This is a genomic window from Enterobacter sp. BNK-14 (assembly GCF_047456095.1).
Taxonomy (GTDB): Bacteria; Pseudomonadota; Gammaproteobacteria; order Enterobacterales; family Enterobacteriaceae; genus Enterobacter; species Enterobacter kobei.
The window spans coordinates 3,979,144-4,004,310 of record NZ_CP179897.1; the positions used below are offsets into that span (position 1 = coordinate 3,979,144).

Below are 25,167 nucleotides of genomic sequence, written 5' to 3' on the forward strand. Positions count from 1 at the left end.
ACCTCAGGCTTATTTGCTTGCCTGGCAGACCTTCACGACGGGTAAACATAGCCGATGACGGATGCGCAGCGTTGCCAGCGCCAGGATGACCATCAGGCCGGTTTCCACCGTCAGGAAAAGGTTAATCGCCTGGGCGTAATCCCCGTGATGATGTTGCAGCCCGTGCAGCAAAATCGCCCCGAAAATGGCCGGGCCAAGCCCCAGCGCGGCCTGCTGCAGGGTGCTTAAGATGGCGCTGGCGGCCCCTGCGTCATCAGGCTGAATATCGCACATCCCGATGCGGTAGAAGCTGTTCACAATCAGCGCCTGACCGTAGCCTACCAGCCCGGTGGCTGGCGCCAGCGTCAGCGCCGTATTTTGCACTCCCCAGTAGCGGAACGTGGCGATCAGCGCCAGCAGGCCGATTATCTGGATTGCCAGGCCGGTGAGCAGAATCGTGCTGGTGCTGTAGCGCGCAATCAGCCGCGGCGCGAACCACGCGGAGATAAAATAGGTCACCCCGAGGGCGATAAAACTGTTCCCGGACTGCCACGGCGCCATCCCCAGACCGGTTTGCATGGTCAGCGCCATACAGAACATAAACCCGGACCAGACGCTGAAAAAGAGCAGCGCAATAACGATGCCAAAGCGAACGCTGCGTAGCTGAAGCAGACGCGGTGGGATCAGCGGATGGGCATTTCCACGCTCTTTTTTGCGCGCATTCTGTGCCATCAGCCAGGCCAGCGGAATAATGGCGAGAAGCATAACCTTTAGCGACCACGGCCAGTGCCACTGTGGGCCGAGCGCCATCGGGAACAGCAGACAGCAAAGCATGATGGCCAGCAAGACGGTCCCTGCCCAGTCGATGCGCGACGGCGTTTCACGGCGGGTTTCCGGCACGTAGCGACGGCTCAGCGCCAGCACCACCAGGCAGATGGGGACGTTAATAAAGAAGGCGTTACGCCAGCCCAGTCCGGCGATATCCGCCGATACCAGCCAGCCGCCGCCCATCTGGCCGACGATAAACGCAATCCCCCCAATGCCGCCGAACAGGCTAATCGCCTTCGCGTGAGCGGTGCCTTTTAACGTGACGTGCAGCGTGGCAAGAATTTGCGGCATGATCAGGGCGGCACCCGCCCCCTGAACAATACGTGCGGCCAGCAGTTGTTCAATGTTCCCCGCCATTCCGCACAGCAGCGAGGCCAGGCCAAAGATTGCCACACCCCACATAAACAGGCGACGGCGGCCAAGATTATCTCCCAGCTTGCTGCCGAGTGCGAGGCAGACGGCAAACGCCACGCCATAAAGCGCAACAATCAGCTCCAGCTCGGTGGCGGTAGCGTGCAGTGAATGGGTAATGGCGTCCAGCGCCACGTTAGTGATTGAGGTATCAATCATGGGTAGCATCTGGCCGGTTAAAAGCAATATCAGGCCTGCGCGACCCGGTGAAACAACTGACGTATTCATGGTAACTCCATTGCGTCATTCATCAGATGGTCGTAGCATCAACCATCTGATAAACGGGTACCAGTTCTTGCTTATACTGGTACTGGCACTACCATGCAGGGGGATTTATGGCGTTGATGTCTGAACCCGTCGCCTCACTTCAGGATGACACGCGAAAACAGCTGGGCGCATTTTTACGCGCCCGGCGTGAAAGCCTCGATCCGCAACGTCTCGGTTTGCCGCGCAGCGGACGCCGCCGCACGCCGGGTCTGCGCCGCGAAGAGGTGGCGATGCTCGCCGACGTGGGTGTGACCTGGTATACCTGGCTTGAGCAAGGCAGGGACGTCAATCCGTCCAGCGCGGTGATGGCAGCCATAGCGAAAGCCCTGCAGTGTACTCCGACCGAAGCCCGGCATCTTTTCGTGCTCGCCGGTTTGCCGCCGGGCGAAGCACCGCAGGCGGTCTGCTGCGAGGGGATCAGCGAAGGCACGCGTCGCCTGCTGGATACGCTGATGCCAAAACCTGCCAGCATCCAGAAACCCAATTTCGATATCGTGGCGTGGAACGACAGTTTTGGGCATCTGATGGGCGTTGATTTCAATGAAATCCCGCCGGAGGACCGCAACTGTATTTACCTGTTTCTCACCCATCCCGCGTGGCGCGCGCGGCTCGGCAGACGCGATGATGTGCTGCCGATTTTTGTCTCCTATTTCCGCGCGGCGATGGCCGAGCACCGTGGCGACCCGCTGTGGGAAGCCAAACTCGCGCGCTTCTTTGCGGTGTCTGAGGAGTTCAAAACGCTGTGGCACCAGCGCAACGACGTGCGCGGCGTGGAGAACCAGCTCAAGCTGTTTACCCATCCCGAGCTGGGGGATTTTACGCTGCAGCAGATGTACTGGTACTCCGCACCGCGAAACGGGTCGCGGCTGCTGGTCTATTTACCGGTGGACGAGGCGGGGGAGAGGGCGATGGCATGGCTGGCTGAACAGGCTAAATAATTTTTTTGCGAGGCGTTTTCAGGGAGTCAGCACGGATCCTGCCGTGTCGGTTCACATTGCGTAAGATAAGGTCTGAATGAGACCAACCTGCTGAATCTACATCATTTAGATGAGTAGTGAAGTGGACTATACTTACGCGATGAGAAACCACCGATGTCGCCACTGATGATTGATTCCGCAGAATTTAGCCAAAAACTTGGGCTTATCACTCAAAACGTTGAACATACCGAAGCGTTTCTGTTGCGGGGCACGGTGGATTTTCATCTGCCAGGTTTTTTGTTGCCTGTGGGGTATCGGCTTCTGAAGTCGCGCTATAGCGATGAATACCGTCTCGTGACTACCGACGACGGTAAGCCTTATACGGCATATGCCGTGAAGCTGACGTTTCATAAAGAAATTACCTTTCCTCACGGTGCCGCCACGCAAGTGATGGTCTGGCGTACGCCCCGCGCGGTCCATCAATCCGTTATCAGCGGGTTGCCACAACTTTTCTTTCAGTGGGTGCTCAGAGAATACGATATCGTGGTCTCAGACAGCGAGCAAACGGGAGACGGGCAGCGGTTTTGGTTGCGGATGATAGACTGGGCGTTCAGCATGAATTACCAGATAAGCGTGGCGGACGGTACGGTAGGCGCAGAGTGGGAATTAACACCAGTGAGTTCATACGCTGAACTGGAAGAACGCTGGATTGCTTTTGCCTGGGGAAACGATCGTGATGTCCATCCGCATCGCAGACTGGTCATCAGTAAAACGTAACGGGCCGCGCGCGGCGGCCCGTCGGGATTAGCACTCGGTCACAATCGTGCTCAGCGGCAGGCGAGACTTCGGCAGCGTGGCGTTGAAATCTTCCACGCTGTGATGGCCAACCGGCACCACCACTACGCTGGTGAAGCCTTTCTCTTTCAGGCCAAACTCTTCGTCGAGGATCGCGGCATCGAAACCTTCGATTGGCACTGCATCCAGACCCATGGCACCCACGCCCAGCAGGAAATTACCGACGTTCAGGTAAACCTGTTTCGCCATCCACTGGTCATCATCTTTCAGATCCACACGGTGCATATCGGCGAAGTAAGTCCGGCCCTTATGGTTCGCGGCTTTGGCTTCTGGCGTGTTAAAACGACCATCGGCTTCTTCCTGATCCACGACGCGCTCAAGCCAGGCATCGTCCATCGCGGTTTTCGCGCAGAACACCACCACGTGAGAGGCGTCCAGCATTTTGCGTTCGTTGAACACATAGGTCCCTGCGGCGGATTTCGCCACGCGCGCTTTACCTTCCTCGGTGCTGGCCACAATAAAGTGCCACGGCTGGGAGTTGGTGCTGGACGGGCTGTACTGCAGCAGGGTTTTGATTTTTTCTGCTTCTTCAGCGGTCAGTTTTTTAGTCGGGTCGAACGCCTTGGTGGAGTGGCGTTTCAGGGCGACAGAAATGATATCCATAACTACTCCTGGTAATGAAATTCGCCCGTACGCGGGCGCGAAAGGAGAGCAGATTACCGCGCAAAGCGGCAAAAGATAAGTGCATTTCGAGCGCTTAATCTGTTCGTCTCAGACGAACAATCAGGCAGGGCGTATCCACTTCTGGTCTTTCTTCGGCAGTTTATCAACGACCAGATTCCAGGAATCTGCAATCAGGTCGGCAACCAGTTCCGGGGTGATGTCCTCGGTGCCGTAAAGGGAAATCCAGTGTTTTTTATTCAGATGGTAACCAGGCTCAACGCCCCGGTAGATCTGCTGATTTAACAGCGACGTTTCCGGATCGGATTTCAGGCTAACGTGCGGCCGTCCGTGTGCGGTTGCCATCAGCATGAAAATTTTCCCGCCGACCTTGAAGACGTCGTACTCTGGGCCGAACGGCCAGCAGTGTTCGGTAAAAGGCATCTCCAGCGCGACGCGCTTCGCGTGTTCCTGCAAGGATTTACTGTCCATCGCTCTCCTCCTGAGCCAGTCCGCGCCACATGACTTCAAAACCCAGGGCTTTAAAATCGACGGCGCGGGACGGATCGCGGGTGGCAAACTCCATCGTGCTTTCGGCCAGCGATAAAAACAGCGCATCGCCAAACGTTTTGAATTCATCCGACATAAACACCGGGCGCACCGAACGACGGCATAGTTCATGCAGTTCCGGGAACATCTCTTTCACCGCCATTTCCGTTTCGGCGCTCAGCTTTTCACTGACCCCAATCTGGCGAATAGCCGCATGCGCCACGGGGTTACGAATCCCCCAGTCCACATAGCTGTTCCAGATATTGCGGGTATGTTCTTTCGGCAGCGTGATGGTGCGATCGAGGTTCGCCAGCATGGTCTGGCAGAGATCCTGCTTCAGGTGCAGATAGAGGGCATTCAGCAGATCGTCTTTGGTAGCAAAGTAGCGGAACAGGGTGCCTTCGGCGACGCCCGCCTTACGGGCAATGAGCGCCGTTGAGGCGGCAATACCTGACTGTGCAAATGCCGCCGTTGCGGCGTCCAGTAAGGCCTGTTTTTTATCTTCACTCTTCGGACGTGCCACTAAATTTTTCCCCCTTTCACTGATAAAAACCCCGATTGAAACACGTGCTTTGACACGCTGCAACGCGGAATGTCAAAGATCGAAAACGTCTTGACGACTTTCTCATCATATCTATAATGAGTGCTTACTCACTCATAATCAAGTTTACCCCACGCAAACCATCGGATGGCTCGCGTTTTCGGGTCAGGATATGAAAAAAACTCTCTTCATCTGCGTGGTGTTCGTCATGATTATTGCTTCAGCTGCGAGTTTACCGTTTGTTCTGAATGCCGGTTTTGGCCAGCCACCGCAGGGTGCGCAGCTCACGGAAGTGGAAGCATCTCCGCACTACTACGAGGGGAAATTCCACAATACGCTCCCGACGCCGGGCTTTACCGGCCAACAAAATATGCTGGTGGCGTGGTGGCAATTTCTGACCCGTAAAACCGAAAACGCCCGCCCGGCTCAGCCGCTGCCGCTGGTGAAAACCGATCTGGCGAGCCTGCCGCTGGAGCAGGACACGCTGGTGTGGCTCGGCCACTCCTCCTGGTATCTGCAGCTGGCGGGAAAACGCATCCTGATCGACCCGGTCCTTGGTAACTATGCCGCGCCGTTTTCGTTTCTCAATAAAGCCTTTGCGGGGGAGTATCCGTGGCGCGCGGCGAGCATGCCGGAGATCGACCTGCTGATTATCTCTCACGATCACTACGACCACCTGGATTACGCCACCATCAGGGCGTTATTGCCGAAGGTGAAACGCGTAGTGACGCCGCTCGGGGTAGGGTCACACCTGCGCTACTGGGGGATGAAGCCAGAGATTATCGACGAACGCGACTGGAACCAGTCGGTGCACATCAGCGATGCGCTGACGGTTCACCTGTTGCCCGCGCGTCACTTCTCCGGGCGAGGCATTAAACGTGACCAGACGCTGTGGGGCAGCTTTATGTTTGTCACCCCAGAGCAGAAGATCTACTACAGCGGAGATTCTGGTTACGGCCCGCACTTTAAGGCAATCGGCGAGCAGTTTGGTGATGTGGATTTAGCCATCATGGAAAACGGCCAGTATGACCAGGACTGGAAGTACATCCACATGCTGCCAGAGGAGACGGCTCAGGCGTCGGTCGACCTGAATGCAAAGGCGGTGGTGCCGGGGCATAACGGTCGTTTTGTGCTGGCGAAACACGCCTGGAACGACCCACTGATCCAGCTGGCAAAAGCCAGCAAGGATAAAAACTATCGACTGCTCACGCCGGAACTGGGCGAGCCCGTTCGGGTGAGTGATACCACACAAACTTTTCGTCAGTGGTGGGAATAATGTTTAAGCAAGAAGCAGAAGGGGAGAGCAGTATGACCATTTCCGCTCAAGTCATTGATACGATCGTCGAATGGATCGACGACAACCTGCACCAGCCGTTACGCATTGAAGACATTGCCCGCCATGCGGGTTACTCCAAATGGCATTTGCAGCGGCTGTTTATGCAGTATAAAGGTGAAAGCCTGGGGCGCTATATTCGCGAACGCAAGCTGCTGCTGGCGGCACGGGATCTGCGTGAATCGGACGAGCGCGTTTATGAGATCTGCCTGCGCTACGGGTTTGAATCGCAGCAGACGTTCACGCGCATCTTTACCCGCACCTTCCATCAGCCGCCAGGGGCGTACCGCAAGGAAAACCACAGTCGGACGCACTGAAACTGACAACACGCAGGCCGGGTAAGGCGAAGCCGCTACCCGGCTTTTTTTATGTATTCATGGCGCCAGTGAAAACCAGCGGCGCCAGACGAAACGCAGCACGAAGAATTCGATAGCGCCAAGCAGTAAAAACCACACGCAAAACAGAATAGTGTAAAGCTGGTTCAGATCGACCATGTGAAAGGTCGTCATCAGCTTCTGCGCCAGCACCAAACCCAGCGACGGCGCGGGTAACAGCAGGCAAGAGATCAGCGCCAGTAATAAAATGCCCCCGGCAGTCAGCAGCGATTCTAACGGGTGTTTCATCGTAATGTTAATCGTCAGTTAAAAATGTCATTGTCCGGCATCCTTTAACGTAAAGCAATATCAACCTGCCTGGGCTTTTTTTATGAAATAATGAACTTCTCCGGTAAATAAAATGCGAAAGGCGAATAATTTAATCGTGGTGATTAAATTAATATTGTGCCGTGTAAATAAATGTCTGCATCATGAAAATAATTTTACAAAACTATATGTGCTATATCCAATTAACGTCGCAATAACAATGGCTGCGACAATGTATAACGCCAGGCGTCGTCCGCGATAAATACCAAACATGCTTCCCCCTCGTTTAGCGTTGGTTTAGAAATATTTTGTAAAAATCAGTTTATCGAAATAAACGTAGTTAATTTTGAATAACCCAGCGGTAAATATATTGCGGTAGATCAATTTTAGCCGCAAGACTTAAAAATGAATAAATTAAAGCCCGAAAGGAATTCAGGCTTCTGTTCACCGGATATTGAAGGAAAAATACGATGACCGAAAAAAAATTATCTCCAAACATGCCGCCTTCCGGCGGGCTGGCATACCAGCAGACCGTAGAGCAGGTGCTGGCTCATACGCAGAGCCAGGTGAGCGGTCTGGACCGCGCAGAGGCGCAGGCGCGTCTGCAAAAACATGGCCCGAATGCATTGCCGGAGAGAAAAGGCAAGCCGGGCTGGCTGCGCTTTCTCGCGCATTTTAACGATGTACTGATTTACGTCCTGCTTGCCGCCGCAGTATTAACGGCAGTCATGGGGCATTGGGTTGATACGCTGGTTATTTTAGGCGTGGCGGTCATCAATGCCTTAATTGGTCATATTCAGGAAAGCAACGCGGAAAAATCCCTGAAGAGTATTCGTAATATGCTCTCCAGCGAAGCGCGCGTCATTCGTAATGGCAATCATGAAACGCTCCCCACAACTGAAATAGTCCCGGGCGATATTATTGTATTACGCGCCGGGGATCGTATTCCGGCGGATATGCGTTTAATTGAGGCGCATAATTTACGCGTGGAAGAGGCGATTCTGACCGGTGAATCCACCGTGGTGGATAAACATACTCAGCCGCTGAACGGTGAGCTGCCGCTGGGCGATCGCACCAACCTGGTCTTCTCCGGCACTACCGTGAGCGCGGGCGGTGGCGTGGGCGTGGTTATTGCCACCGGGCAGGAGACCGAGCTTGGCCATATCAATCAGATGATGGCGGGCATTGAAAAACACCGCACGCCGCTGCTGGTGCAGATGGACAAGCTGGGTAAGGCGATCTTCGCCATTATTCTGGCGATGATGGCCGCGCTGTTTGTCTTCAGCCTGGCATTCCGCGAGATCCCAATGGGCGAGCTGCTGCTCTCCCTCATCAGCCTGGCGGTCGCCTCCGTACCGGAAGGTCTGCCTGCAATTATCTCCATTATCCTCTCCCTGGGCGTGCAGGCGATGGCGCGCAAGCGGGCGATCATCCGCAAGCTGCCGACGGTTGAAACCCTGGGCGCGATGACCGTGGTCTGCTCGGATAAAACCGGCACCCTGACCATGAACGAGATGACGGTCAAAGCCATCATCACCGCCGACACCTGCTACCGCGTGGACGGCAACAGCTATGAGCCGGTGGGCAACATTTATCTGGAAGGCAGCGATGAGCCAGTGCAGATCCAGCCGGGCACCGTGCTGGAGCAGTACCTGCGCACTATTGACCTCTGTAACGACAGCCAGCTGATTCAGGACGAGCGCGGCCTGTGGGGCATCACCGGGGGGCCAACCGAGGGCGCGCTGAAGGTGCTGGCGGCGAAAGCCAACCTCGCGCCGGTAACAACCACGCTGGTTAACAAGATCCCGTTTGACTCGCAGTACAAGTACATGAGCACCCACTACCAGATTGGCTGCGAGGAGCAGATCCTGATCACCGGCGCGCCGGACGTCATTTTCGCCCTGTGCGCGCAGCAGCAAACCCGCCACGGTGCAGACGCCTTCAACCGCGCGTACTGGGAAAACGAGATGGAGCGCTATGCGCGTCAGGGACTGCGCATGGTTGCGGCGGCGTTTAAGCCAGCCAATGGCGAAACGGCGCTCACGCACGACGATCTGAGCCACGGCCTAATCTTCCTCGGCATCGCCGGGATGATGGATCCGCCGCGCCCGGAAGCGATTGATGCCATTAACGCCTGTCAGCAGGCGGGGATCCGCGTGAAGATGATCACCGGGGATCACCCGCAGACGGCGATGAGCATCGGCCAGATGCTGGGGATCACCAACAGCGAGCAGGCGGTGACCGGCTATCAGCTTGAGAAGATGAATGATGCCGAGCTGGCGGATGCGGCGGTGACCTATGACATCTTCGCCCGTACCAGCCCGGAGCATAAGCTGCGCCTGGTGAAAGCGCTGCAGGAGAAAGGTGAAATCGTCGGTATGACCGGCGACGGCGTGAACGATGCCCCGGCGCTGCGTCAGGCGGATGTCGGCATCGCAATGGGCATCAAAGGCACGGAAGTGACCAAAGAGGCGGCGGACATGGTCCTGACGGACGATAACTTCGCCACCATCGCCAGCGCGGTGAAAGAGGGGCGTCGCGTTTACGACAACCTGAAGAAGACCATCCTGTTCATCATGCCGACCAACCTGGCGCAGGGGCTGCTGATTGTGATTGCGCTGCTGGCGGGGAACATCATTCCGCTGACGCCGGTGCTGATTCTGTGGATGAACATGGCGACCTCTGCCACACTCTCCTTCGGTCTGGCCTTTGAAGCCGCCGAGCGCAATATCATGCGCCGTCCACCACGTCAGACCGGGCAGCACGTGATGGACGCCTACGCGGTGTGGCGCGTGGCCTTTGTCGGCACCATGATTGCCATTGCCGCCTTTGCGCTGGAGGCCTGGCTGGCCCCGCGCGGCCACAGCGCGGAGTTCATCCGCACCGTGCTGCTGCAGATGCTGGTCTGCGCCCAGTGGGTGTACATGATTAACTGCCGCAACACTGAAGGGTTCTCCCTGAACCGTGGTCTGCTGGCGAATAAGGGCATCTGGCTGGTCACGGGCGTGCTGTTCCTGCTCCAGGCCGCCATCATCTACCTGCCGTTTATGCAGATGCTGTTTGGCACCGAAGCGCTGCCGCTCCGCTACTGGTTTGTGACGCTGGCGGTTGCAATGGGAATGTTCTTCGTCGTCGAAATCGAGAAGCGACTGACCCGCAGGTTCCGTAAGGCTGCATAACTGAAACCTTACCCCTCACCCTAACCCTCTCCCCATAGGGGAGAGGGGACCGTCCGGTTTTCTCCCTCGGCTTTGAGGGGGAAGGGGCGCTCGGTTTTCTCCCTCGCCCCTTTGGGGAGAGGGGCGGGGTGAGGGGGAAATCACGCTGAGGTACTTCCATGAAATTCCCACTCCTGTTCGCACTCCTTGCCTGCACCCTGCAACCCGTCTTCGCCGCCACTCCCGTGCGCGTCGCCACCGTGGAGCAGACCGCCCATGCCGCCGAGCGTCAGATCCCGGGGCGCATTGAAGCCATCCACACCGTTGAGCTGCGCGCCCGCACGGAAGGTGTTATCACTAAAATCCACTTTCGCGACGGGCAGTATGTGAAAAAAGGGGATGTGCTGTTTGAGCTGGACGATGCCGAGCCGCGTGCCGCCGTGCGTCTGGCGCAGGCCGAAGTCAACAGCGCTGAAGCCACGCTGCGCCAGGCGCAGCAGCAGCTTTCCCGCTTTGAAAGCCTGGGCAGCAGCAAGGCCATCAGCCGTCATGACGTGGACAACGCGCGTATGCAGCGCGACGTCGCCCGCGCCGCGCTGGAGCAGGCCAAAGCCCGGCTCGACGCACGCAACGTCACCCTGAACTACACCCGCATCACCTCGCCGATTGACGGTCGCGTGGGGCACAGCAACTTCCACGCAGGTAGCCTGGTCAACCCCGCAAGCGGCGTGCTGGTGGAGGTAGTACAGCTTGATCCGATCCGCATCGCTTTTGCGCTGGAAGAGGGCGCCTTTGCCACCAAAGCCGGACAGCATGCAGATATCAGCGCCATGAAACAGGCGTGGCAGGTATTCATTGACAGCAACGGACAGCGTATCCGGGGTGAACTGACCTCGGTGGATAACCGCATCGACCCGCGCACCGCCAGCGTGATGCTGCGCGCCGGGTTTGCCAACCCGCGCCATCAGCTGTTGCCCGGCGGCAACGTAAATGTGACGCTGCGCCCGGCCAGCGAGCAGCCGGTACTGACGCTCCCTGCCGCTGCGGTCCAGCAGAATGGCGATGGATTCTTTGCCTGGGTGGTGAGTGCCGACGGAAACGCCGAAAAACGCCCGCTAAAAATTGCCGGGCAGGTTGGGCAGCAGTTCCAGATTGCTTCCGGTGTTAAGCCTGGTGAGCGAGCGATCACTGACGGTGCACAGCGTGTACAGCCCGGTGCTGCCGTCCAGATACTGAATTAAGGAGCCATCATGCTGACGTTTTTCATCAAACGCCCGCGCTTTGCGATGGTGATAGCGCTGGTCATTACCCTGCTGGGGGCCATCGCGCTGAAGATTATCCCGGTGGAGCAGTATCCGCAGATCACGCCGCCGGTGGTGAATGTCTCTGCCAGCTGGCCGGGGGCCAGTTCGGCTGACGTGGCGGAGGCTATCGCCACGCCGCTGGAGACGCAGCTTAACGGCGTGGATCACATGCTGTACATGGAGTCCACGAGTTCGGATGAAGGCACCTACAGCCTTAACATCACCTTTGCCGCGGGGACCGATCCGGATTTAGCCGCCATCGACGTGCAAAACCGCGTGGCGCAGGCCGTGGCGCAACTGCCAGCGGAGGCGCAGCAAAACGGCGTGCAGGTGCGCAAACGCGCCACCAATCTGATGATGGGGGTAAGTCTTTACTCACCTGACAATACCCACACGCCGCTGTTCGTCAGTAACTACGCCAGCACCCAGGTGCGTGAGGCGCTGTCGCGCCTGCCGGGCGTCGGTCAGGTGCAGATGTTTGGCGCGCGCGACTACAGCATGCGCATCTGGCTGCGTCCGGACCGCATGAACGCCCTGAACGTTACCACGGACGACGTGGCGCAGGCGCTGCGCGAGCAGAACGTGCAGGGAGCGGCGGGCCAGGTCGGCACGCCGCCGGTGTTTAACGGCCAGCAGCAGACCCTGACCATCAACGGGCTGGGGCGCCTGAACCAGGCTGATGATTTTGCTGACATCATTATCCGCGCCGGCGAGATGGGCCAACTGGTGCGCCTGAAGGACGTCGCCACCATCGAGCTTGGCTCGCGTAGCTACAGCTCCGGCGCGCAGCTGAACGGACACGACTCCGCCTACCTCGGCATCTACCCGACACCGTCCGCCAACGCCCTGCGCGTGGCCGACGCGGTGCGCGCCGAGCTGGAGCGCCTCGCGTCGCGCTTCCCGGACGACCTGGTCTACGAGGTGAAATTCGATACCACCTCCTTTGTGGCCGCCACCATCAAGGAGATCGGCGTCTCGCTGGCGCTGACGATGCTGGCGGTCGTTGTTGTTGTATCCCTGTTCCTGCAAAGCTGGCGCGCGACGCTGATTGTTGCGCTCGCCATTCCGGTGTCGCTGGTGGGCACGTTTGCGGTGCTGTACATGCTGGGCTACTCCGCCAACACGCTCAGCCTGTTCGCCATCATTCTGGCGCTGACGATGGTGGTGGATGATGCCATCGTGGTGGTGGAGAGCGTCGAAACGCTGATGGCCGAAGGGCAGAGCCGCACGGCGGCGACCGCGCTGGCGCTGCGCCAGATTGCCGGGCCGGTGATAGCCACGACGCTGGTGCTGCTGGCGGTATTTGTGCCGGTGGCGCTGCTGCCGGGGATTGTCGGTGAGCTTTACCGCCAGTTCGCGGTCACGCTTTCCACGGCGGTCACGCTCTCAAGCCTGGTGGCGCTGACCCTGACGCCCGCGCTCTGTGCAATGCTGCTGCGCCCGCGTCCGGCACAGCCCGCTGCGATTTTTCGCGGATTCAACCGCGGGCTGGATGCCACGCGCAATCGCTATACCCGGATCGTAAGCGTATTTACCCTGCGCCCGTGGCTGGCGCTGCTGGCCACCGCAGTCGCGGCGGCCGTGGTGGCGTTCAGCTTTACGTCGATGCCAAAAGGCTTCCTGCCACAGGAGGACCAGGGCTACTTCTTTGCCAGCGTTCAGCTGCCGGAAGCCGCCTCGCTGGAGCGCACCGAAGCGGTAATGACCACCGCACGCGAATTAATCGCTAAAAATCCGGCGGTGGAAGACGTGATTCAGGTCTCCGGCTTTAACATTCTTAACGGCACCAGCGCTTCCAACGGCGGGTTTATCTCCATCATGCTCAAAGACTGGAGCGAGCGCCCGCCGCTGGACGAGGTGATGGCTACCCTGCAGCGTCAGCTGCTGGCCCTGCCGGAAGCGACCATCATGACCTTCGCGCCGCCGACCCTGCCGGGGCTGGGCAACGCCTCCGGCTTCGATCTGCGCATACAGGCGCAGACGGGGCAAAGCCCGGCGGAGCTGGAGCGCGTGACGAGCGGGGTGCTGATGAAAGCCAATCAGCACCCGCAGCTAAGCCGTGTGTTCACCACCTGGAGCAGCAACGTCCCGCAGCTGACGCTGACCGTCGATCGCGAGCGTGCGGCCCGTCTCGACGTGCCGGTATCGCGCATCTTCAGTAGCCTGCAAACCGCCTTTGGCGGCACGCGCGCCGGGGATTTCAGCATCAACAACCGCGTCTACCACGTTGTCATGCAGAACGAAATGCAGTGGCGCGAGCGCGCTGAGCAAATCAGCGAGCTGTTTGTGCGCAGCAACAGCGGCGAGCGGGTGCGCCTGAGCAACCTCGTCACCATCACGCCGGGCATTGGCGCGCCGTTCCTGCAGCAGTACAACCAGTTTCCGTCCGTGTCGGTGAGCGGCTCGGCGGCGGAAGGGGTGAGCAGCAGCACCGCGATGGCGGTGATGAGCGAAATTCTGGCAGAGATCCTGCCTGCCGGATACGACTATGCCTGGAGCGGCATGTCGTATCAGGAGCAGCAGACCGGCAATCAGGCGATATGGATTGTGCTGGCGGCGGTGGTGATGGCGTGGCTGTTTCTCGTCGCCCAGTATGAGAGCTGGACGCTCCCGGCGAGCGTGATGCTCTCGGTGCTCTTCGCCCTCGGCGGGGCGCTGGTCTGGCTGTGGATGGCGGGCTACGCCAACGATGTCTACGTGCAAATTGGTCTGGTATTGCTGATCGCGCTGGCGGCCAAAAACGCGATTCTTATCGTGGAGTTCGCCCGCGCCCGGCGCATGGACGGAATGACGATTGTCGATGCGGCGAGGGAAGGGGCATCGCGCCGCTTCCGCGCGGTGATGATGACCGCCGTGTCGTTTATTATCGGCGTCATGCCAATGATGCTGGCGACCGGGGCGGGTGCCCAGAGCCGTCGCATCATTGGCACCACGGTGTTCAGCGGTATGCTGGTGGCGACCGTCGTGGGGATCGTGTTCATCCCCGCGCTGTTCGTGCTATTCCAGCGTCTGCGTGAGTGGGGCCACGGCCTTACGGACTCGTCGCCCACAGCTCGCAGTGCTTCTGAACCAGAGAAATAAGCGAGCCGCCGTCGGCAATAAAGTCCCGCATGCGCTGCGCCTCGCTCTTGCCCTGCTTTAACAGCAGGGCAATTTCAGTGATTGCGCTTGTCGCGCCGAGCTTCTCGGCCGATGGCGCAACCTGTTCCAGCAGCCAGGCGATATCTTCCGCCACGGTTTTCTGTTCGCCGGTATGCACGTCCGTCAGAATCCCCTCCAGCCCGTAGCGACAGGCCTGAAAACGGTTAAATCGGTACAGCAGAAAATCCTTCTCCTGATGCTTATAGGGCCGCGTGGTCAGCAGCCAGTGGGAGGTTGCCTGGATCAGCCCGGCAATGTTTATCGCGTGGCCGAGCGTCAGCGGCGTATCCATCACCCGCACTTCCACGGTACCAAAGTGCGGGCTGGGGCGAATGTCCCAGTGCAGGTCTTTAATGCTGTCGATCATGCTGGTGGCGCTCAGGCGGCGGAACAGCCCCTCGAACGCCTGCCAGTTGTTGACCCACGGCATCTGGCCGTTATCCGGAAATCCCGAAAAAATATTCAGACGCGATGAGGCGAACTTCGTGTCCGTGCCCTGCATGTAGGGTGACGCGGCGGCGAGGGCGATAAAGTGCGGCACAAAGCGCGACAGACCGTGCAGCAGGTAAATGGCATCGTCCCCGGTCCGACAGCCGACGTGTACGTGCTGGCCGAACACCGTGGCCTGCAATATCAGGTAGCCAAAGCGCTCCAGCGTGACGTTATAGCGCTCGTCATCGCACACCTCCTGGCGCTGCCATTTCTGGAACGGATGCGTCCCGCCGCCGCAGATCTGGATATGCTGCTCCGCCGCCGCGCGCAGAATACTCTGTTGCATCACCGAGAACTGGGCCGCTGCCTGGTCGATGGTCTGGCATACGCCGGTGGCGATTTCGAGCATGCTTTCGGTGATGTCGTGCTTCACTTCTCCGCCTTTGATGTCGTCTTTGACGGCGGCGATCAGCGCGGAAGAGTCCTGGCTCAGATCGTACCCGGGCGGATTAACCACCTGCAGTTCGAGTTCGATGCCGAGGGTGAACGGTTCAGAGGACGTGAAATCGGGTAAAGGCATGGCGCACTCCGTTGTCAGTTGTGTGTTGAGTATAGACAACGACGTGGCGCTCACTTTTCAGGGTGGTATAACTGTTAGCAGGCTTAGCGAAAAGGGGAGTTAATCATGTCTGACAATCCAGTGATTGCGCTGATAGGTCCCGGTGCGATTGGGACCACCATTGCCGCGGTGCTGCATGATGTGGGCCGCACGCCGGTGTTGTGCGGACGTACCGCACATCCGGAATTACGCCTGCGTTATGACGAGGGCGAAACGGTGGTACCCGGTCCGGTCTTAACCGATCCTGCCGTCATTACGCGTCCCGCCGATCTGGTTTTTATCGCGGTAAAAACGACGCAAAATGCCGACAGCGCCGGATGGCTGCACGCGCTGTGCGATGAAAACACCGTGGTCTGCGCCCTGCAAAACGGCGTGGAGCAGAAAGCCCAGCTTGAGCCGTGGGTCAACGGCGCAACGGTGCTGCCGTCGGTGGTCTGGTTCCCGGCACAGCGCGAGCCGGATGCCTCCGTGTGGCTGCGTGCCAAACCGCGCCTGACGCTGCCGGAGGTGCCGCAGGCGCAGCGGGTGGTGGATGCGCTTCGCGGTACGCGCTGTGAAGTGGAACTCTCGGCAGATTTCGCCACGGTCGCCTGGCGCAAGCTGCTGCAAAACGCGGTCGCCGGGCTGATGGTGCTGGCTAACCGCCGCGCCGGGATGTTCAGGCGTGAGGACATCAGCGAACTTGCGCTGGCCTATCTGCGCGAGGGGCTTACCGTTGCCCGCGCCGAGGGGGCGAAGCTTGACGATGCGGTGGCCGGGGAGATCCTGGCGAACTTTCAGCGTGCGCCTGAAGACCTGGGCACGTCGATCCTGGCCGATCGTCAGGCCAACCGTCCAATGGAGTGGGATATCCGCAACGGCGTGATCCCGCGTTATGGCCGCAAACACGGGATTGCGGTGCCCATCAGCGACGTGGTGGTGCCGCTGCTGGCAGCGGGGAGCGAGGGGCCGGGTTAACGGCCGCTGTTTTTCCGTTCGGCAAAATAATGCGCGGGTGTGCTGCCCATCGCTTTTCTGAACATGGTGATAAACGCATTCACGGATTCATACCCAAGCGTTGCCGCCACGTTCTGGACAGGTACGCCGCTGGCCAGCTCCCGCAGGGCAATAATCAAATGCAGCTGCTGGCGCCAACGTCCGAAGCTCAACCCGGTCTCGCGTTGCATCAGGCGCGCAAACGAGCGCTCGCTGAGGGCGAGCCGTTTCGCCCAGTCTTTCAGGGTGCTTCTGTCCTCAGGGCGGCTGACCAGCGCGTCGGCCATGGCGCGAATTTTCGGGTCGGTCGAGACCGGCAGGCTGAGCTTCTGCTGCGGCATGCTGGCGAGCTCATCCAGCGTGACCCGGGTCAGTCTGGCGGCGTGGCTGTCGGGAGGATAATCCACGCCTTCGCGCGTCAGGCGGTCTACCAGCTCCGTAATCAACGGCGAGATCGCCAGGGTGCAGCACCTCTCCGGCAGCGCCGCCGCGCCGGGCTCAATAAACAAATAGTTCAGATGCGCGTTCCACGTCGCTTTCGCGCTGTGCGGGATCCCGCCGGGGATCCAGACTGCGCAGTCTGGCGGCACGATCCAGATGTCATTCTCCGCGTAACAGCTGACCGCGCCGTAACGGGCAATAATCAGCTGGCCCTTGCGATGGGTATGCACCGGCACTTCCGCAGCGTAGTCCACAAAGTCCAGATGACGCGCCACGGCAGGAGAGGCGGTAGAGTCAGGGTCATACAGCGTATTAGCGGATTGCGGCTTCATGATTCTGGCAACATTTAGGTATTTTTTGACAGAATAGAGTATTTAAGCGGGTCTGCAAGCCGGTAATAATCCCGGCATGAATAAAATCTTCTCTCATCACGTGCGTCTCCCCGCCACATTGCGAAACGATGCGGGCGCGCTGATCTACTCCGCGAAGAGTTTTGCCGCGGCGATGCTGGCTTACTACCTCGCGCTGTCGATAGGTCTCGAACGTCCCTCATGGGCCATTATTACGGTTTACATCGTATCGCAGACGTCGGTCGGGGCGTCGCTGAGCAGGAGCCTCTACCGGCTGGCCGGGACCGTGGCGGGGGCCAGCGCGACCGTTGTGATCGTGCCCATCTTCGCGAATATGCCGATCCTGTGCAGCGTGGTGCTGACGGGCTGGATCACGTTCTGCCTGTGGCTCTCCCTGCTGGAGCGCACGCCCCGGGCATATGCCTTCGTGCTGGCCGGTTACACCGCGAGCCTGATTGGTTTTCCCGCGGTATCCGATCCGGGTGGCATTTTTAACGTTGCCCTCGTCCGCGTGCAGGAGATCGCAATTGGGATTTTCTGTGCGGGGCTGATTCACCGCTACGTGCTGCCCGCACGCGTATCAGGGCTATTCAACGCGAAATTATCCCAGACGCTACAGGCCGCGCGCGGTCGGGTGGCGGACACCCTGGCGGGTAAACCCGGCGCGGCTTCCGGCCCCCTGCATCTGGCCCTGGCGCTGCAGTTCCTGCAGGGGATAAGCCACCATGTTCCGTATGATTTTGCCCTGTCCGCTCCGGTGCGGCAGGCCAGAAAAGCGATTCACGATCGGCTGGCACGGCTCGCGATCGTCAACTGTGAACTACACGATCGCTTGCTGACGCCCGGAATTCTGCCCGCCGACATGCAGGCATTGCGGGAGGATGTTCAGGCCTGGCTTGCCGCTGAAGACGCGGGGGCCAGCAGCGCGGCTGAGGCGTTGCGGCTCCGCTGTACGCTTCTTATCGATCGGTATGCCGCGCATGCGCAGACGATTGACGACGCGCTGCAGGTCAGTTTTATTCGCTACCTCTCAGAGGCTATCGCGCTTCTGGAGCAGTGCGAGCGTCTTTCCGGGGCTATCCACCACGCAAAACCTGCGTTTGGGGAGATGCAAACCCGCGCGGCAAAAGGCTACGTTTTCCACCGCGATCCGCTTACCGCCGCCCGCACGGCGCTGGGGGCTTTCGTCATCATTATGAGCGGTTGTCTGGTCTGGATTTTCTCTGCGTGGCCGGATGGCGGTACGGCGGTCTCTATCCTTGGCGTCTGCTGCACGCTGTTTGGCAGTTTCGACACGCCGGCGCCCCACATCGTGAAATACATCATTGGCTCGTTCTGGGGCGTGGTGATTAGCCTGCTCTACAGCTTTGCGCTGCTGCCGCAGGTAAGCGATTTCCCGGTGCTGGTGGCGGTGCTTGCTCCGGCGTATCTGCTGGCCGGGTCGCTTCAGGCGCGCCCGCCTACCACGTTTATGGCGATGGGCATCACCCTGACGCTGCCCATTCTGTGCGAGCTGGGCGCGCACTACAGCGGCGACTTCGCCGTTGCGGCTAACACCGCCATCGCGCTCTTTGCAGCGACCGGCTTTGCCGTCATCAGCATGAGCCTGATGCAAACCGTGCAGGCGGACGCCGCCATCACGCGTCTGCTGAACCTCTGCCAGCGCGACATTCGCCGCAGCGTGAAAGGCACGCTGCGGGTCGACGAAACGCACTGGATCAACCTGATGATGGACCGAACCGCCCTGTTGCTGCCGCGTTTGCAGCGCAGCGAGCGTGCGCCAGAGCAGGCGCTTGAAAGGCTTTTGCACGCGCTGCGCCTGGGGCTTTCAGTCATGCATATACGCCGCAGTGACACACCGCCCGGCAGGGAGGTTGACGCGCTATTTCATCGGATAAACGCCGCGGACCGCCACGCCTTAGGCGAACGCATTACCGCCATCATCGAGCAAAACCTGCCTGCCGCAGATGAACCTACGCGCCAGTTTGTCTTCAGGCTGGTGGATCTTCACTGTGCATTACGGGGGCCAGACCATGGTTAACGATATTAATATCGGCGGCGTTTTTATTCCGGGGCTGCTGATGGCCGCCCTCGCGACGCTGGTCTGCACGCTGAGCCTCGTCGCGCTTTTCTCTCTCAGCAGGGTCTACCGGCGCTTGCCGTTTCGCCCGCTGATGGATGTTTCAATCTGGATTGTCATCTTTTACCTGCTGATGCAGGGCCTGATCGCGTTGGGGTTATTGTCATGAAATCACTGCTCTCTTTACTGGCTCGCTATGCGCTGACGTTAAGCGCCGTCGCAGCGGCCACGCTGCTGGCGTTTATGATGTGGAAACACTACGCGCAAACGCCGTGGACCCGCGACGGCCGCGTGCGGGCGGACGTGGTGCAGATTGCGCCGGACGTCTCCGGGCCCGTCATCAGCGTGGCCGTGCGGGACAACCAGTGGGTGAACCGGGGCGATGTGCTCTACGCCATCGATCCGCGCTGGCTCAGGCTGGCGGTGGCCAGCGCGCAGGCGGATGTGGAATCGAAACGCCATGAGATGCTGATGCGCCAGGACGCGGCCCATCGCCGCACGCTGATTAAAAACGCCATTTCGAGCGAGGATGTGCAGCAAACCGGCAGCGCGGCGAACGTCGCGGCGGCCAATTATCACGGCGCGCTGGCCGCGCTGGATCTGGCAGAGCTGAATCTGGCGCACGCCACCGTGCGTGCGCCGGTCTCGGGGTACGTTACGCACCTGCGGCTTCGACCCGGAGACTACGCGACGGCGGGGGAGACAAAGGTCGCCATCGTCGATGCCCACAGCTTCTGGGTGGTGGGGTATTTTGAGGAGACTAAACTGCGCCATATTCGCGTCGGGGATGCCGCGCAGATAGTGCTGATGGGATACGATCCGGTCATCACGGGGCACGTGGAGAGCATCGGGCGTGGGATCGGGGACAGCAACGACGAAACGGGCGGGCTGGGGCTGCCCGACGTCGAACCCACCTTTAGCTGGGTGCGGCTGGCACAGCGCGTGCCGGTGCGTATTCATATCGACAGGTTGCCGGAGGGGGTTGAGCTGGTGGCGGGGCTGTCGGCGAGCGTGGCGGTGGGGCGAAAATCTGGGGATAGTCAGCCTTAAACACATATGCGAAACTTACCGCTTCTGAAAATATGTGGTGGGACCCGCTCAATGTCAGAACCAACTTCGCAGTGCCTTTTCAGTGAAGGTCTGATCGATTTTCCTGAAGGTTATCAGGATCGTACCGTCAACGTCTTCGCGCCGCCCGCAGCGGACGCGCCAGCGTTCAACCTCTCCCGTGATGCCCTCAACGCTGGCGAAGCGCTTGCCGCGTACATCGATCGCCAGCTCGCCCTGATGGAAAAACACATCAAGGGATGGAAGCAGGGGGAGCGTAGCGCCGCTACGCTGGGTGACGGCCTTTCACAGGGTGAAACCGTCCATGCCAGCTACCTGCGCGACGGCAAACGCATCTGGCAGCAGCAGGCCGTGTTTAACGTCGACGGCAATAAAATTCTGGTCTTCACCATGACCTGCACCCGCGCGCCGGGCGATGCTGATCGCGCGCTGTTTGGCGATCTTCTCAGGAGCTTTCGCTTCCACCATTAACATCAGGGACCGTTGTTATGTTTGAAGCTGCACGCGTAGGTGATGATATCGGCCACTCCGGTGCGCTTGCCGGGATGATTGCCGGAACGATTGTCGGCGGCCTGATTGCCGCCGCCGGGGGCATTCTGGCGGGGGCGATGTTTATTGCCGGACTTGGCGCATCCTGCCTGGGCGTGGGCGTCCTGCTTGTCGGCGCGAGCCTGGCCGTGGGGTACTACACCGGGGAGCTGGCGACCGCCGCCCGCGACAGCATCGCGGACGCCGGGGCATCCAGTATGACGAAGAAAGGCGTCATCACTTCCGGCTCGCCCAATGTGTTTATCAACGGTAAACCCGCCGCGCTTGCCACCGATAGCACCGTCGACTGTTCTGACGACGGCTCGCAGCAGATGGCCGAAGGCTCTAAGCGAGTCTTCATTAACAGCCAGCCTGCGTCCCGCATCGGGGATCGTACCACCTGCGACGCGAAGGTGATGACCGGTTCGGACAACGTCATCATCGGCGGCGACCCGCAGCAAACCCTGCCCATTCAGTCTGAAGTCCCCGAGTGGCTGTATAAAGTCTCCGATCTTACCCTGCTGTTCGCCGGCCTGCTCGGCGGGTGGGGCGGTGCCGCTGGCAAAGTTGGGGCGCTGTCTAAGCTGCTTGGGAAAATTCCCGGTATCAATAAGCTGGCCCGTATCGCCTGCCGCGCCGGCACGCTGATGACCGGCGTTGCCGCCGCGGGGATCATCGCCCGCCCGGTGGATATCGTCAGCGGCCAGAAGTTTCTCAGCGGGAATGATGAGCTGGACTTCGTCCTGCCTTCCCGTCTGCCGGTGCGCTGGCAGCGCTACTGGCGCAGCGGCAACCCCGGCGACAGCGTTCTGGGCCGCGGGTGGAGCCTGTTCTGGGAAAGCCGCCTGGAGCCGTATCAGGACGGGCTGGTGTGGCGTGCGCCGTCCGGTGATTACATCGCCTTCCCGAATGTCCCGAAAGGGATGCGCACCTACTGCGAAAGCGAAAAAAACTGGCTTGAGCACCACTCTGACGACAGCTGGTCGGTCTATGACGTCAGCGGCGAGCGCTGGCACTATGCGCCGCTTAAGGATGATGCCCCGTCGCTGCTCCAGCGCATCTCTGAACCCTGCGGCAACGCTATCCTCTTCGAGTGGAATGCGAATAATACCCTGCATGCCCTGACCGACAGCGCGGGCCAGCGCGTAGTCTGTCGCTACGACAATGACAGGCTTGCCGGTGCCTGGCTGGATGACGAGATCTGCCTGGTCAGTTACGCTTATGATGAACAGCGCCAGCTGGTCTGTGTGACCGGCCGGGGCGGTAGCGTGCGCCGACGCTTCCGCTGGCAGGACGGGCTGATGAGCGCCCATGAGGACGCCAACGGCCTGCTGAGCGAATACCGCTGGCAGGAGATTGATGGCCTGCCGCGCGTGGTCGGCTTCCGCCACAGCGGCGGCGAACAGCTGACGTTCGAATACGATTTTGATAACGGCACCCGCCGTGCGACCCGCGATGACGGCGCGCAGGCGCACTGGCTGGTGGACGACGACGACAACGTTGCGCGCTTCATGGATTACGACGGTCGTCAGACGACGTTTGTTTACCGCGACGGCGAACTCTGCGACGTCATTCTCCCCGGCGGCGCGATGCGCCGCAGCACGTGGGACAAATACGGCCGCATGACCAGCGAGACGGACCCGGCGGGCCGCCGTACGGAGTATCACTGGTATCGCCTGACCGACCGCATCACCCGGACAGTGTATCCGGACGGTACCTCATCGCAGGCCATGTACGACCTTCGCGGTCGCCTGCTGTCGGAAACGGATCCGGCCGGTAACGCCACCGCGTATGACTATCCCGACGATCAAGAAAACCTGCCGGAGAGCATCACCGACGCCATTGGCGGCGTGGTGCGTCTGGTCTGGAACCACCAGGGGCTACTGACGCAGCGCACCGATTGCTCCGGCAGCGTGACCCGCTTTACCTACGACCGATTCGGGCAGCTGATTGCCAGCGAGGATGCGGAAGGGAATATTACGCGCCGGGAATGGAGCCGTGCCGGGCTGCTGAGCGCCGTGATCCACCCGGACGGCAGCCGTGAGTCGCTGGTGTGGAACGAACGCGGCCAGCTCACGGGCTGGCGCGACCCGCTGGAAAGCGAAGTGAGCTGGGTCTATAACGCACTCGGCCTCCCGGTCAGCCTTACCGACCGAATTGGCCGCGTGCGCCAGTGGCGCTATGACCCGCGCGGTAACCTTTTGCGACTCGATAACGGCAACGGGGCGGAATACCGCTTCACCTACGACGCCGTGGGCCGCCCGCTCAGCGAAACGCGCCCGGACGATACCGTGCGCCATATGGAATGGGACGCGCGAGGGTTCCTCTGCGCGCTTGAAGAGAACGGCCGGCCTGCCGCCGACGGCGGCATCGCCCGTCGCGTCCAGCAGTTCAGCTATGACGACAGCGGGCTGCTGATCGGGCGCACTCAGCGCCACGCGGAGTACCGCTACTTCCGCGACCTGAGCGGCCAGATTACCCGCATCCGCCGCACGCCAACCGCAGAAGGCGTTGCCCTGGGTATCGAAAGCGATGAGATTGTTTACCGGCATGACGCCAACGGGCGCGTGCTGAGCGAATCCGGTATTAACGGCGCGGTGGGCTACGAATGGGATGCCCTGAGCAACCTGACCGGCCTGACGCTGCCCGGCGAGCAAAAGCTGGCCTGGTTGCACTACGGATCCGGCCACGTCAGCGCCATCCGCTTCGGGCAGCAGCTGGTGACCGAGTTCACCCGCGACCGCCTGCACCGCGAGGTGCGCCGCACCCAGGGCGCGCGCGAGCAGCTCCGTCAGTATGACAGCCTCGGCAGACGGACCCTTCAGCGCAGTGAGCTGAACACGGACGTGACCCTGCCGGAGAAGGCGCTCCTGGAACGGCTGTATCGCTACACCGCGCGCGGTGAGCTTTCCGGCGTCAGCGACACCCTGCGCGGTGAGGTAGATTACGGCTACGACGCCGAAGGTCGTCTGCTGAAGCACTACGAGGCCCGACAGGGGCACAGCCGCGCGCAGTTCAGCTATGACGCCGCGGATAACCTCGCCGCCAATGATGATGCGGTACCGGTCACGGATAACCGCCTGCAGCACTGGCAGGCGCTGTTTATGAAATACGACCACTGGGGCAACCTGGTCAGCCGCCGCAACGGGCTGTATGAACACCATTATGCGTATGACGCCGAGAACCGGTTGGTATCCGCCCGCGGAACCGGCCCGGAAGGGCGGTTTGAGGCGCGCTATCACTACGACGCGCTGGGCCGCCGCACGCGTAAAATCGTCACTACGACGCACGGCACCACCGAAACGCGCTTCCTGTGGCAGGGCTACCGCCTGCTGCAGGAGCAGCAGGAGAGCGGGCTGTGTAACACCTATATCTACGACCCGAATGAAGCCTGGAGCCCGCTGGCGCGGGTGGATCATCTTCGTGACCAGAACAGCGGTGAGATTTACTGGTTCAACACCGACCTGAACGGCGCGCCGCTGGAAGTGACCGACGAGCGCGGCGCGGTGCGCTGGAGCGGCCAGTACGGCAGCTTTGGCGAGGTACGTCATCAGAGCGAAGGGTTCTCACGGCTTGTGAATCGCACGGCGATGGCGCATCAGCCGCTTCGCTATGCCGGGCAGTATGCTGACGGTGAAACGGGGCTGCATTATAACCTGTTCCGCTACTACGACCCGCAGGTCGGGCGGTTTATTGTGCAGGATCCGATTGGGCTGAATGGCGGGTGGAACCTTTATCAGTATGCGCCGAATCCGTTGGGGTGGATCGATCCGCTGGGATTGCTGACCTATAACACGATGCCGAGTATTACTGGTTTCCAAAAGCATCATATTATTCCACAACAGTTAAAAGGCCATGATTTAATAAAAGCGGCTGATTTTAATATCCATGATATTAAAAATGTTATTTATTTACCTAAGTCAGCTGATTACCATCCGACAAGAACAATCCATAGTGGGTCTCACCCTGTTTATACAAAAAATATAGGTGACCAGATGGATGCTATATATGAATATGGGAAGGAAAACGGCTGGAAACAAGCAGAGTATAAACAAGCTGTTAGTGAAATTATAAAAAATGAACGTGCCGATTTACGCGGTGGAAAAACTATTCTTAACAAAAACTCGGTTAGAAAAGCGAGGTGCTAAGT

Annotated in this window: 20 protein-coding genes; 13 read left to right on the forward strand and 7 right to left on the reverse strand. The window is 59.8% G+C overall.

All coding sequences use genetic code 11. The features are described 5' to 3' along the window. Positions 1 to 9 precede the first annotated feature (9 nt). Entirely contained in the window at positions 10 to 1,446 is a 1,437-nt protein-coding gene (locus ACMGGM_RS18830) for an MFS transporter (protein ID WP_047366049.1), read from the reverse strand. A gap of 107 nt (positions 1,447 to 1,553) precedes the next feature. Here ACMGGM_RS18830 and ACMGGM_RS18835 point away from each other — a divergent pair, with 107 nt between their 5' ends. Next, positions 1,554 to 2,423, forward strand: coding sequence for a helix-turn-helix transcriptional regulator (locus tag ACMGGM_RS18835; protein ID WP_014882871.1), 870 nt, complete (start codon positions 1,554 to 1,556; stop codon positions 2,421 to 2,423). Positions 2,424 to 2,576: 153 nt separating this feature from the next. Next, entirely contained in the window at positions 2,577 to 3,179 is a 603-nt protein-coding gene (locus ACMGGM_RS18840; protein ID WP_014882872.1) for a hypothetical protein, read from the forward strand. 27 nt (positions 3,180 to 3,206) lie between these two features. On the opposite strand, the gene nfsB is transcribed toward ACMGGM_RS18840, so the two are convergent. From nfsB to ACMGGM_RS18855, 3 genes are all read right to left on the reverse strand, one after another. Further along, complete coding sequence (gene nfsB / locus ACMGGM_RS18845; protein ID WP_014882873.1) at positions 3,207 to 3,860, reverse strand: oxygen-insensitive NAD(P)H nitroreductase; 654 nt, start codon at positions 3,858 to 3,860, stop codon at positions 3,207 to 3,209. Positions 3,861 to 3,980: 120 nt separating this feature from the next. Continuing rightward, positions 3,981 to 4,349: an MmcQ/YjbR family DNA-binding protein gene (locus tag ACMGGM_RS18850; RefSeq protein ID WP_014882874.1), complete on the reverse strand. Its 369-nt coding sequence runs from the start codon at positions 4,347 to 4,349 to the stop codon at positions 3,981 to 3,983. Continuing rightward, on the reverse strand, positions 4,339 to 4,929 hold the full coding sequence (locus tag ACMGGM_RS18855; RefSeq protein ID WP_014882875.1) for a TetR/AcrR family transcriptional regulator: 591 nt from the start codon (positions 4,927 to 4,929) through the stop codon (positions 4,339 to 4,341). The genes ACMGGM_RS18850 and ACMGGM_RS18855 overlap by 11 nt, the downstream gene beginning before the upstream one ends. A gap of 190 nt (positions 4,930 to 5,119) precedes the next feature. On the opposite strand from ACMGGM_RS18855, the gene ACMGGM_RS18860 reads away from it, so the two are divergent. Both ACMGGM_RS18860 and ACMGGM_RS18865 read left to right on the forward strand, forming a co-directional pair. Then, a complete protein-coding gene (locus tag ACMGGM_RS18860) occupies positions 5,120 to 6,223 on the forward strand; it encodes a RomA family MBL fold metallo-hydrolase (RefSeq protein WP_063943381.1) in 1,104 nt (367 codons plus the stop codon). Positions 6,224 to 6,255: 32 nt separating this feature from the next. Beyond that, complete coding sequence (locus ACMGGM_RS18865) at positions 6,256 to 6,597, forward strand: RamA family antibiotic efflux transcriptional regulator (RefSeq protein WP_014882877.1); 342 nt, start codon at positions 6,256 to 6,258, stop codon at positions 6,595 to 6,597. Positions 6,598 to 6,654: 57 nt separating this feature from the next. Here ACMGGM_RS18865 and ACMGGM_RS18870 read toward each other — a convergent pair whose 3' ends face one another. After that, positions 6,655 to 6,903 (reverse strand): DUF1158 domain-containing protein, encoded by a 249-nt coding sequence (locus tag ACMGGM_RS18870; RefSeq protein ID WP_063943383.1) that lies wholly within the window; start codon positions 6,901 to 6,903, stop codon positions 6,655 to 6,657. Positions 6,904 to 7,391: 488 nt separating this feature from the next. On the opposite strand from ACMGGM_RS18870, the gene ACMGGM_RS18875 reads away from it, so the two are divergent. From ACMGGM_RS18875 to ACMGGM_RS18885, 3 genes are all read left to right on the forward strand, one after another. Further along, positions 7,392 to 10,100, forward strand: a complete 2,709-nt coding sequence (locus tag ACMGGM_RS18875) for a cation-transporting P-type ATPase (protein ID WP_063943385.1) — start codon at positions 7,392 to 7,394, stop codon at positions 10,098 to 10,100. A gap of 158 nt (positions 10,101 to 10,258) precedes the next feature. Further along, positions 10,259 to 11,320, forward strand: coding sequence for an efflux RND transporter periplasmic adaptor subunit (locus ACMGGM_RS18880; RefSeq protein WP_063943387.1), 1,062 nt, complete (start codon positions 10,259 to 10,261; stop codon positions 11,318 to 11,320). A 9-nt stretch (positions 11,321 to 11,329) separates the two neighbouring features. Next, entirely contained in the window at positions 11,330 to 14,464 is a 3,135-nt protein-coding gene (locus ACMGGM_RS18885; protein WP_063943389.1) for an efflux RND transporter permease subunit, read from the forward strand. Here the strand turns inward: ACMGGM_RS18885 and ACMGGM_RS18890 are convergent. Continuing rightward, positions 14,415 to 15,536: a YbdK family carboxylate-amine ligase gene (locus ACMGGM_RS18890; protein ID WP_014882882.1), complete on the reverse strand. Its 1,122-nt coding sequence runs from the start codon at positions 15,534 to 15,536 to the stop codon at positions 14,415 to 14,417. The genes ACMGGM_RS18885 and ACMGGM_RS18890 overlap by 50 nt on opposite strands. 105 nt (positions 15,537 to 15,641) lie before the next feature. On the opposite strand from ACMGGM_RS18890, the gene ACMGGM_RS18895 reads away from it, so the two are divergent. Next, positions 15,642 to 16,532 (forward strand): oxidoreductase, encoded by an 891-nt coding sequence (locus ACMGGM_RS18895; protein ID WP_063943391.1) that lies wholly within the window; start codon positions 15,642 to 15,644, stop codon positions 16,530 to 16,532. Here ACMGGM_RS18895 and ACMGGM_RS18900 read toward each other — a convergent pair. Further along, the gene (locus tag ACMGGM_RS18900; RefSeq protein WP_014882884.1) at positions 16,529 to 17,323 is read right to left on the reverse strand and encodes an AraC family transcriptional regulator; all 795 of its coding nucleotides are present in this window, start codon (positions 17,321 to 17,323) and stop codon (positions 16,529 to 16,531) included. The two genes, ACMGGM_RS18895 and ACMGGM_RS18900, sit on opposite strands and share 4 nt — an antisense overlap. 76 nt (positions 17,324 to 17,399) lie before the next feature. On the opposite strand from ACMGGM_RS18900, the gene ACMGGM_RS18905 reads away from it, so the two are divergent. Genes ACMGGM_RS18905 through ACMGGM_RS18925 form a run of 5 tightly spaced genes read left to right on the forward strand, consistent with a single transcriptional unit; the run spans position 17,400 to position 25,165 of the window. Further along, positions 17,400 to 19,382, forward strand: coding sequence for an FUSC family protein (locus ACMGGM_RS18905; RefSeq protein ID WP_248180574.1), 1,983 nt, complete (start codon positions 17,400 to 17,402; stop codon positions 19,380 to 19,382). Continuing rightward, positions 19,375 to 19,590 (forward strand): DUF1656 domain-containing protein, encoded by a 216-nt coding sequence (locus tag ACMGGM_RS18910; protein ID WP_014882886.1) that lies wholly within the window; start codon positions 19,375 to 19,377, stop codon positions 19,588 to 19,590. Before ACMGGM_RS18905 ends, ACMGGM_RS18910 begins: the two co-directional genes overlap by 8 nt. Next, on the forward strand, positions 19,587 to 20,471 hold the full coding sequence (locus tag ACMGGM_RS18915; RefSeq protein ID WP_023332311.1) for an HlyD family secretion protein: 885 nt from the start codon (positions 19,587 to 19,589) through the stop codon (positions 20,469 to 20,471). Before ACMGGM_RS18910 ends, ACMGGM_RS18915 begins: the two co-directional genes overlap by 4 nt. Positions 20,472 to 20,522: 51 nt before the next feature. Continuing rightward, positions 20,523 to 20,960 (forward strand): DcrB-related protein, encoded by a 438-nt coding sequence (locus ACMGGM_RS18920; protein ID WP_023336862.1) that lies wholly within the window; start codon positions 20,523 to 20,525, stop codon positions 20,958 to 20,960. Between the two features lie 17 nt (positions 20,961 to 20,977). Beyond that, the gene (locus tag ACMGGM_RS18925) at positions 20,978 to 25,165 is read left to right on the forward strand and encodes an RHS repeat-associated core domain-containing protein (RefSeq protein ID WP_213784114.1); all 4,188 of its coding nucleotides are present in this window, start codon (positions 20,978 to 20,980) and stop codon (positions 25,163 to 25,165) included. The last annotated feature ends 2 nt before the right edge of the window (positions 25,166 to 25,167 follow it).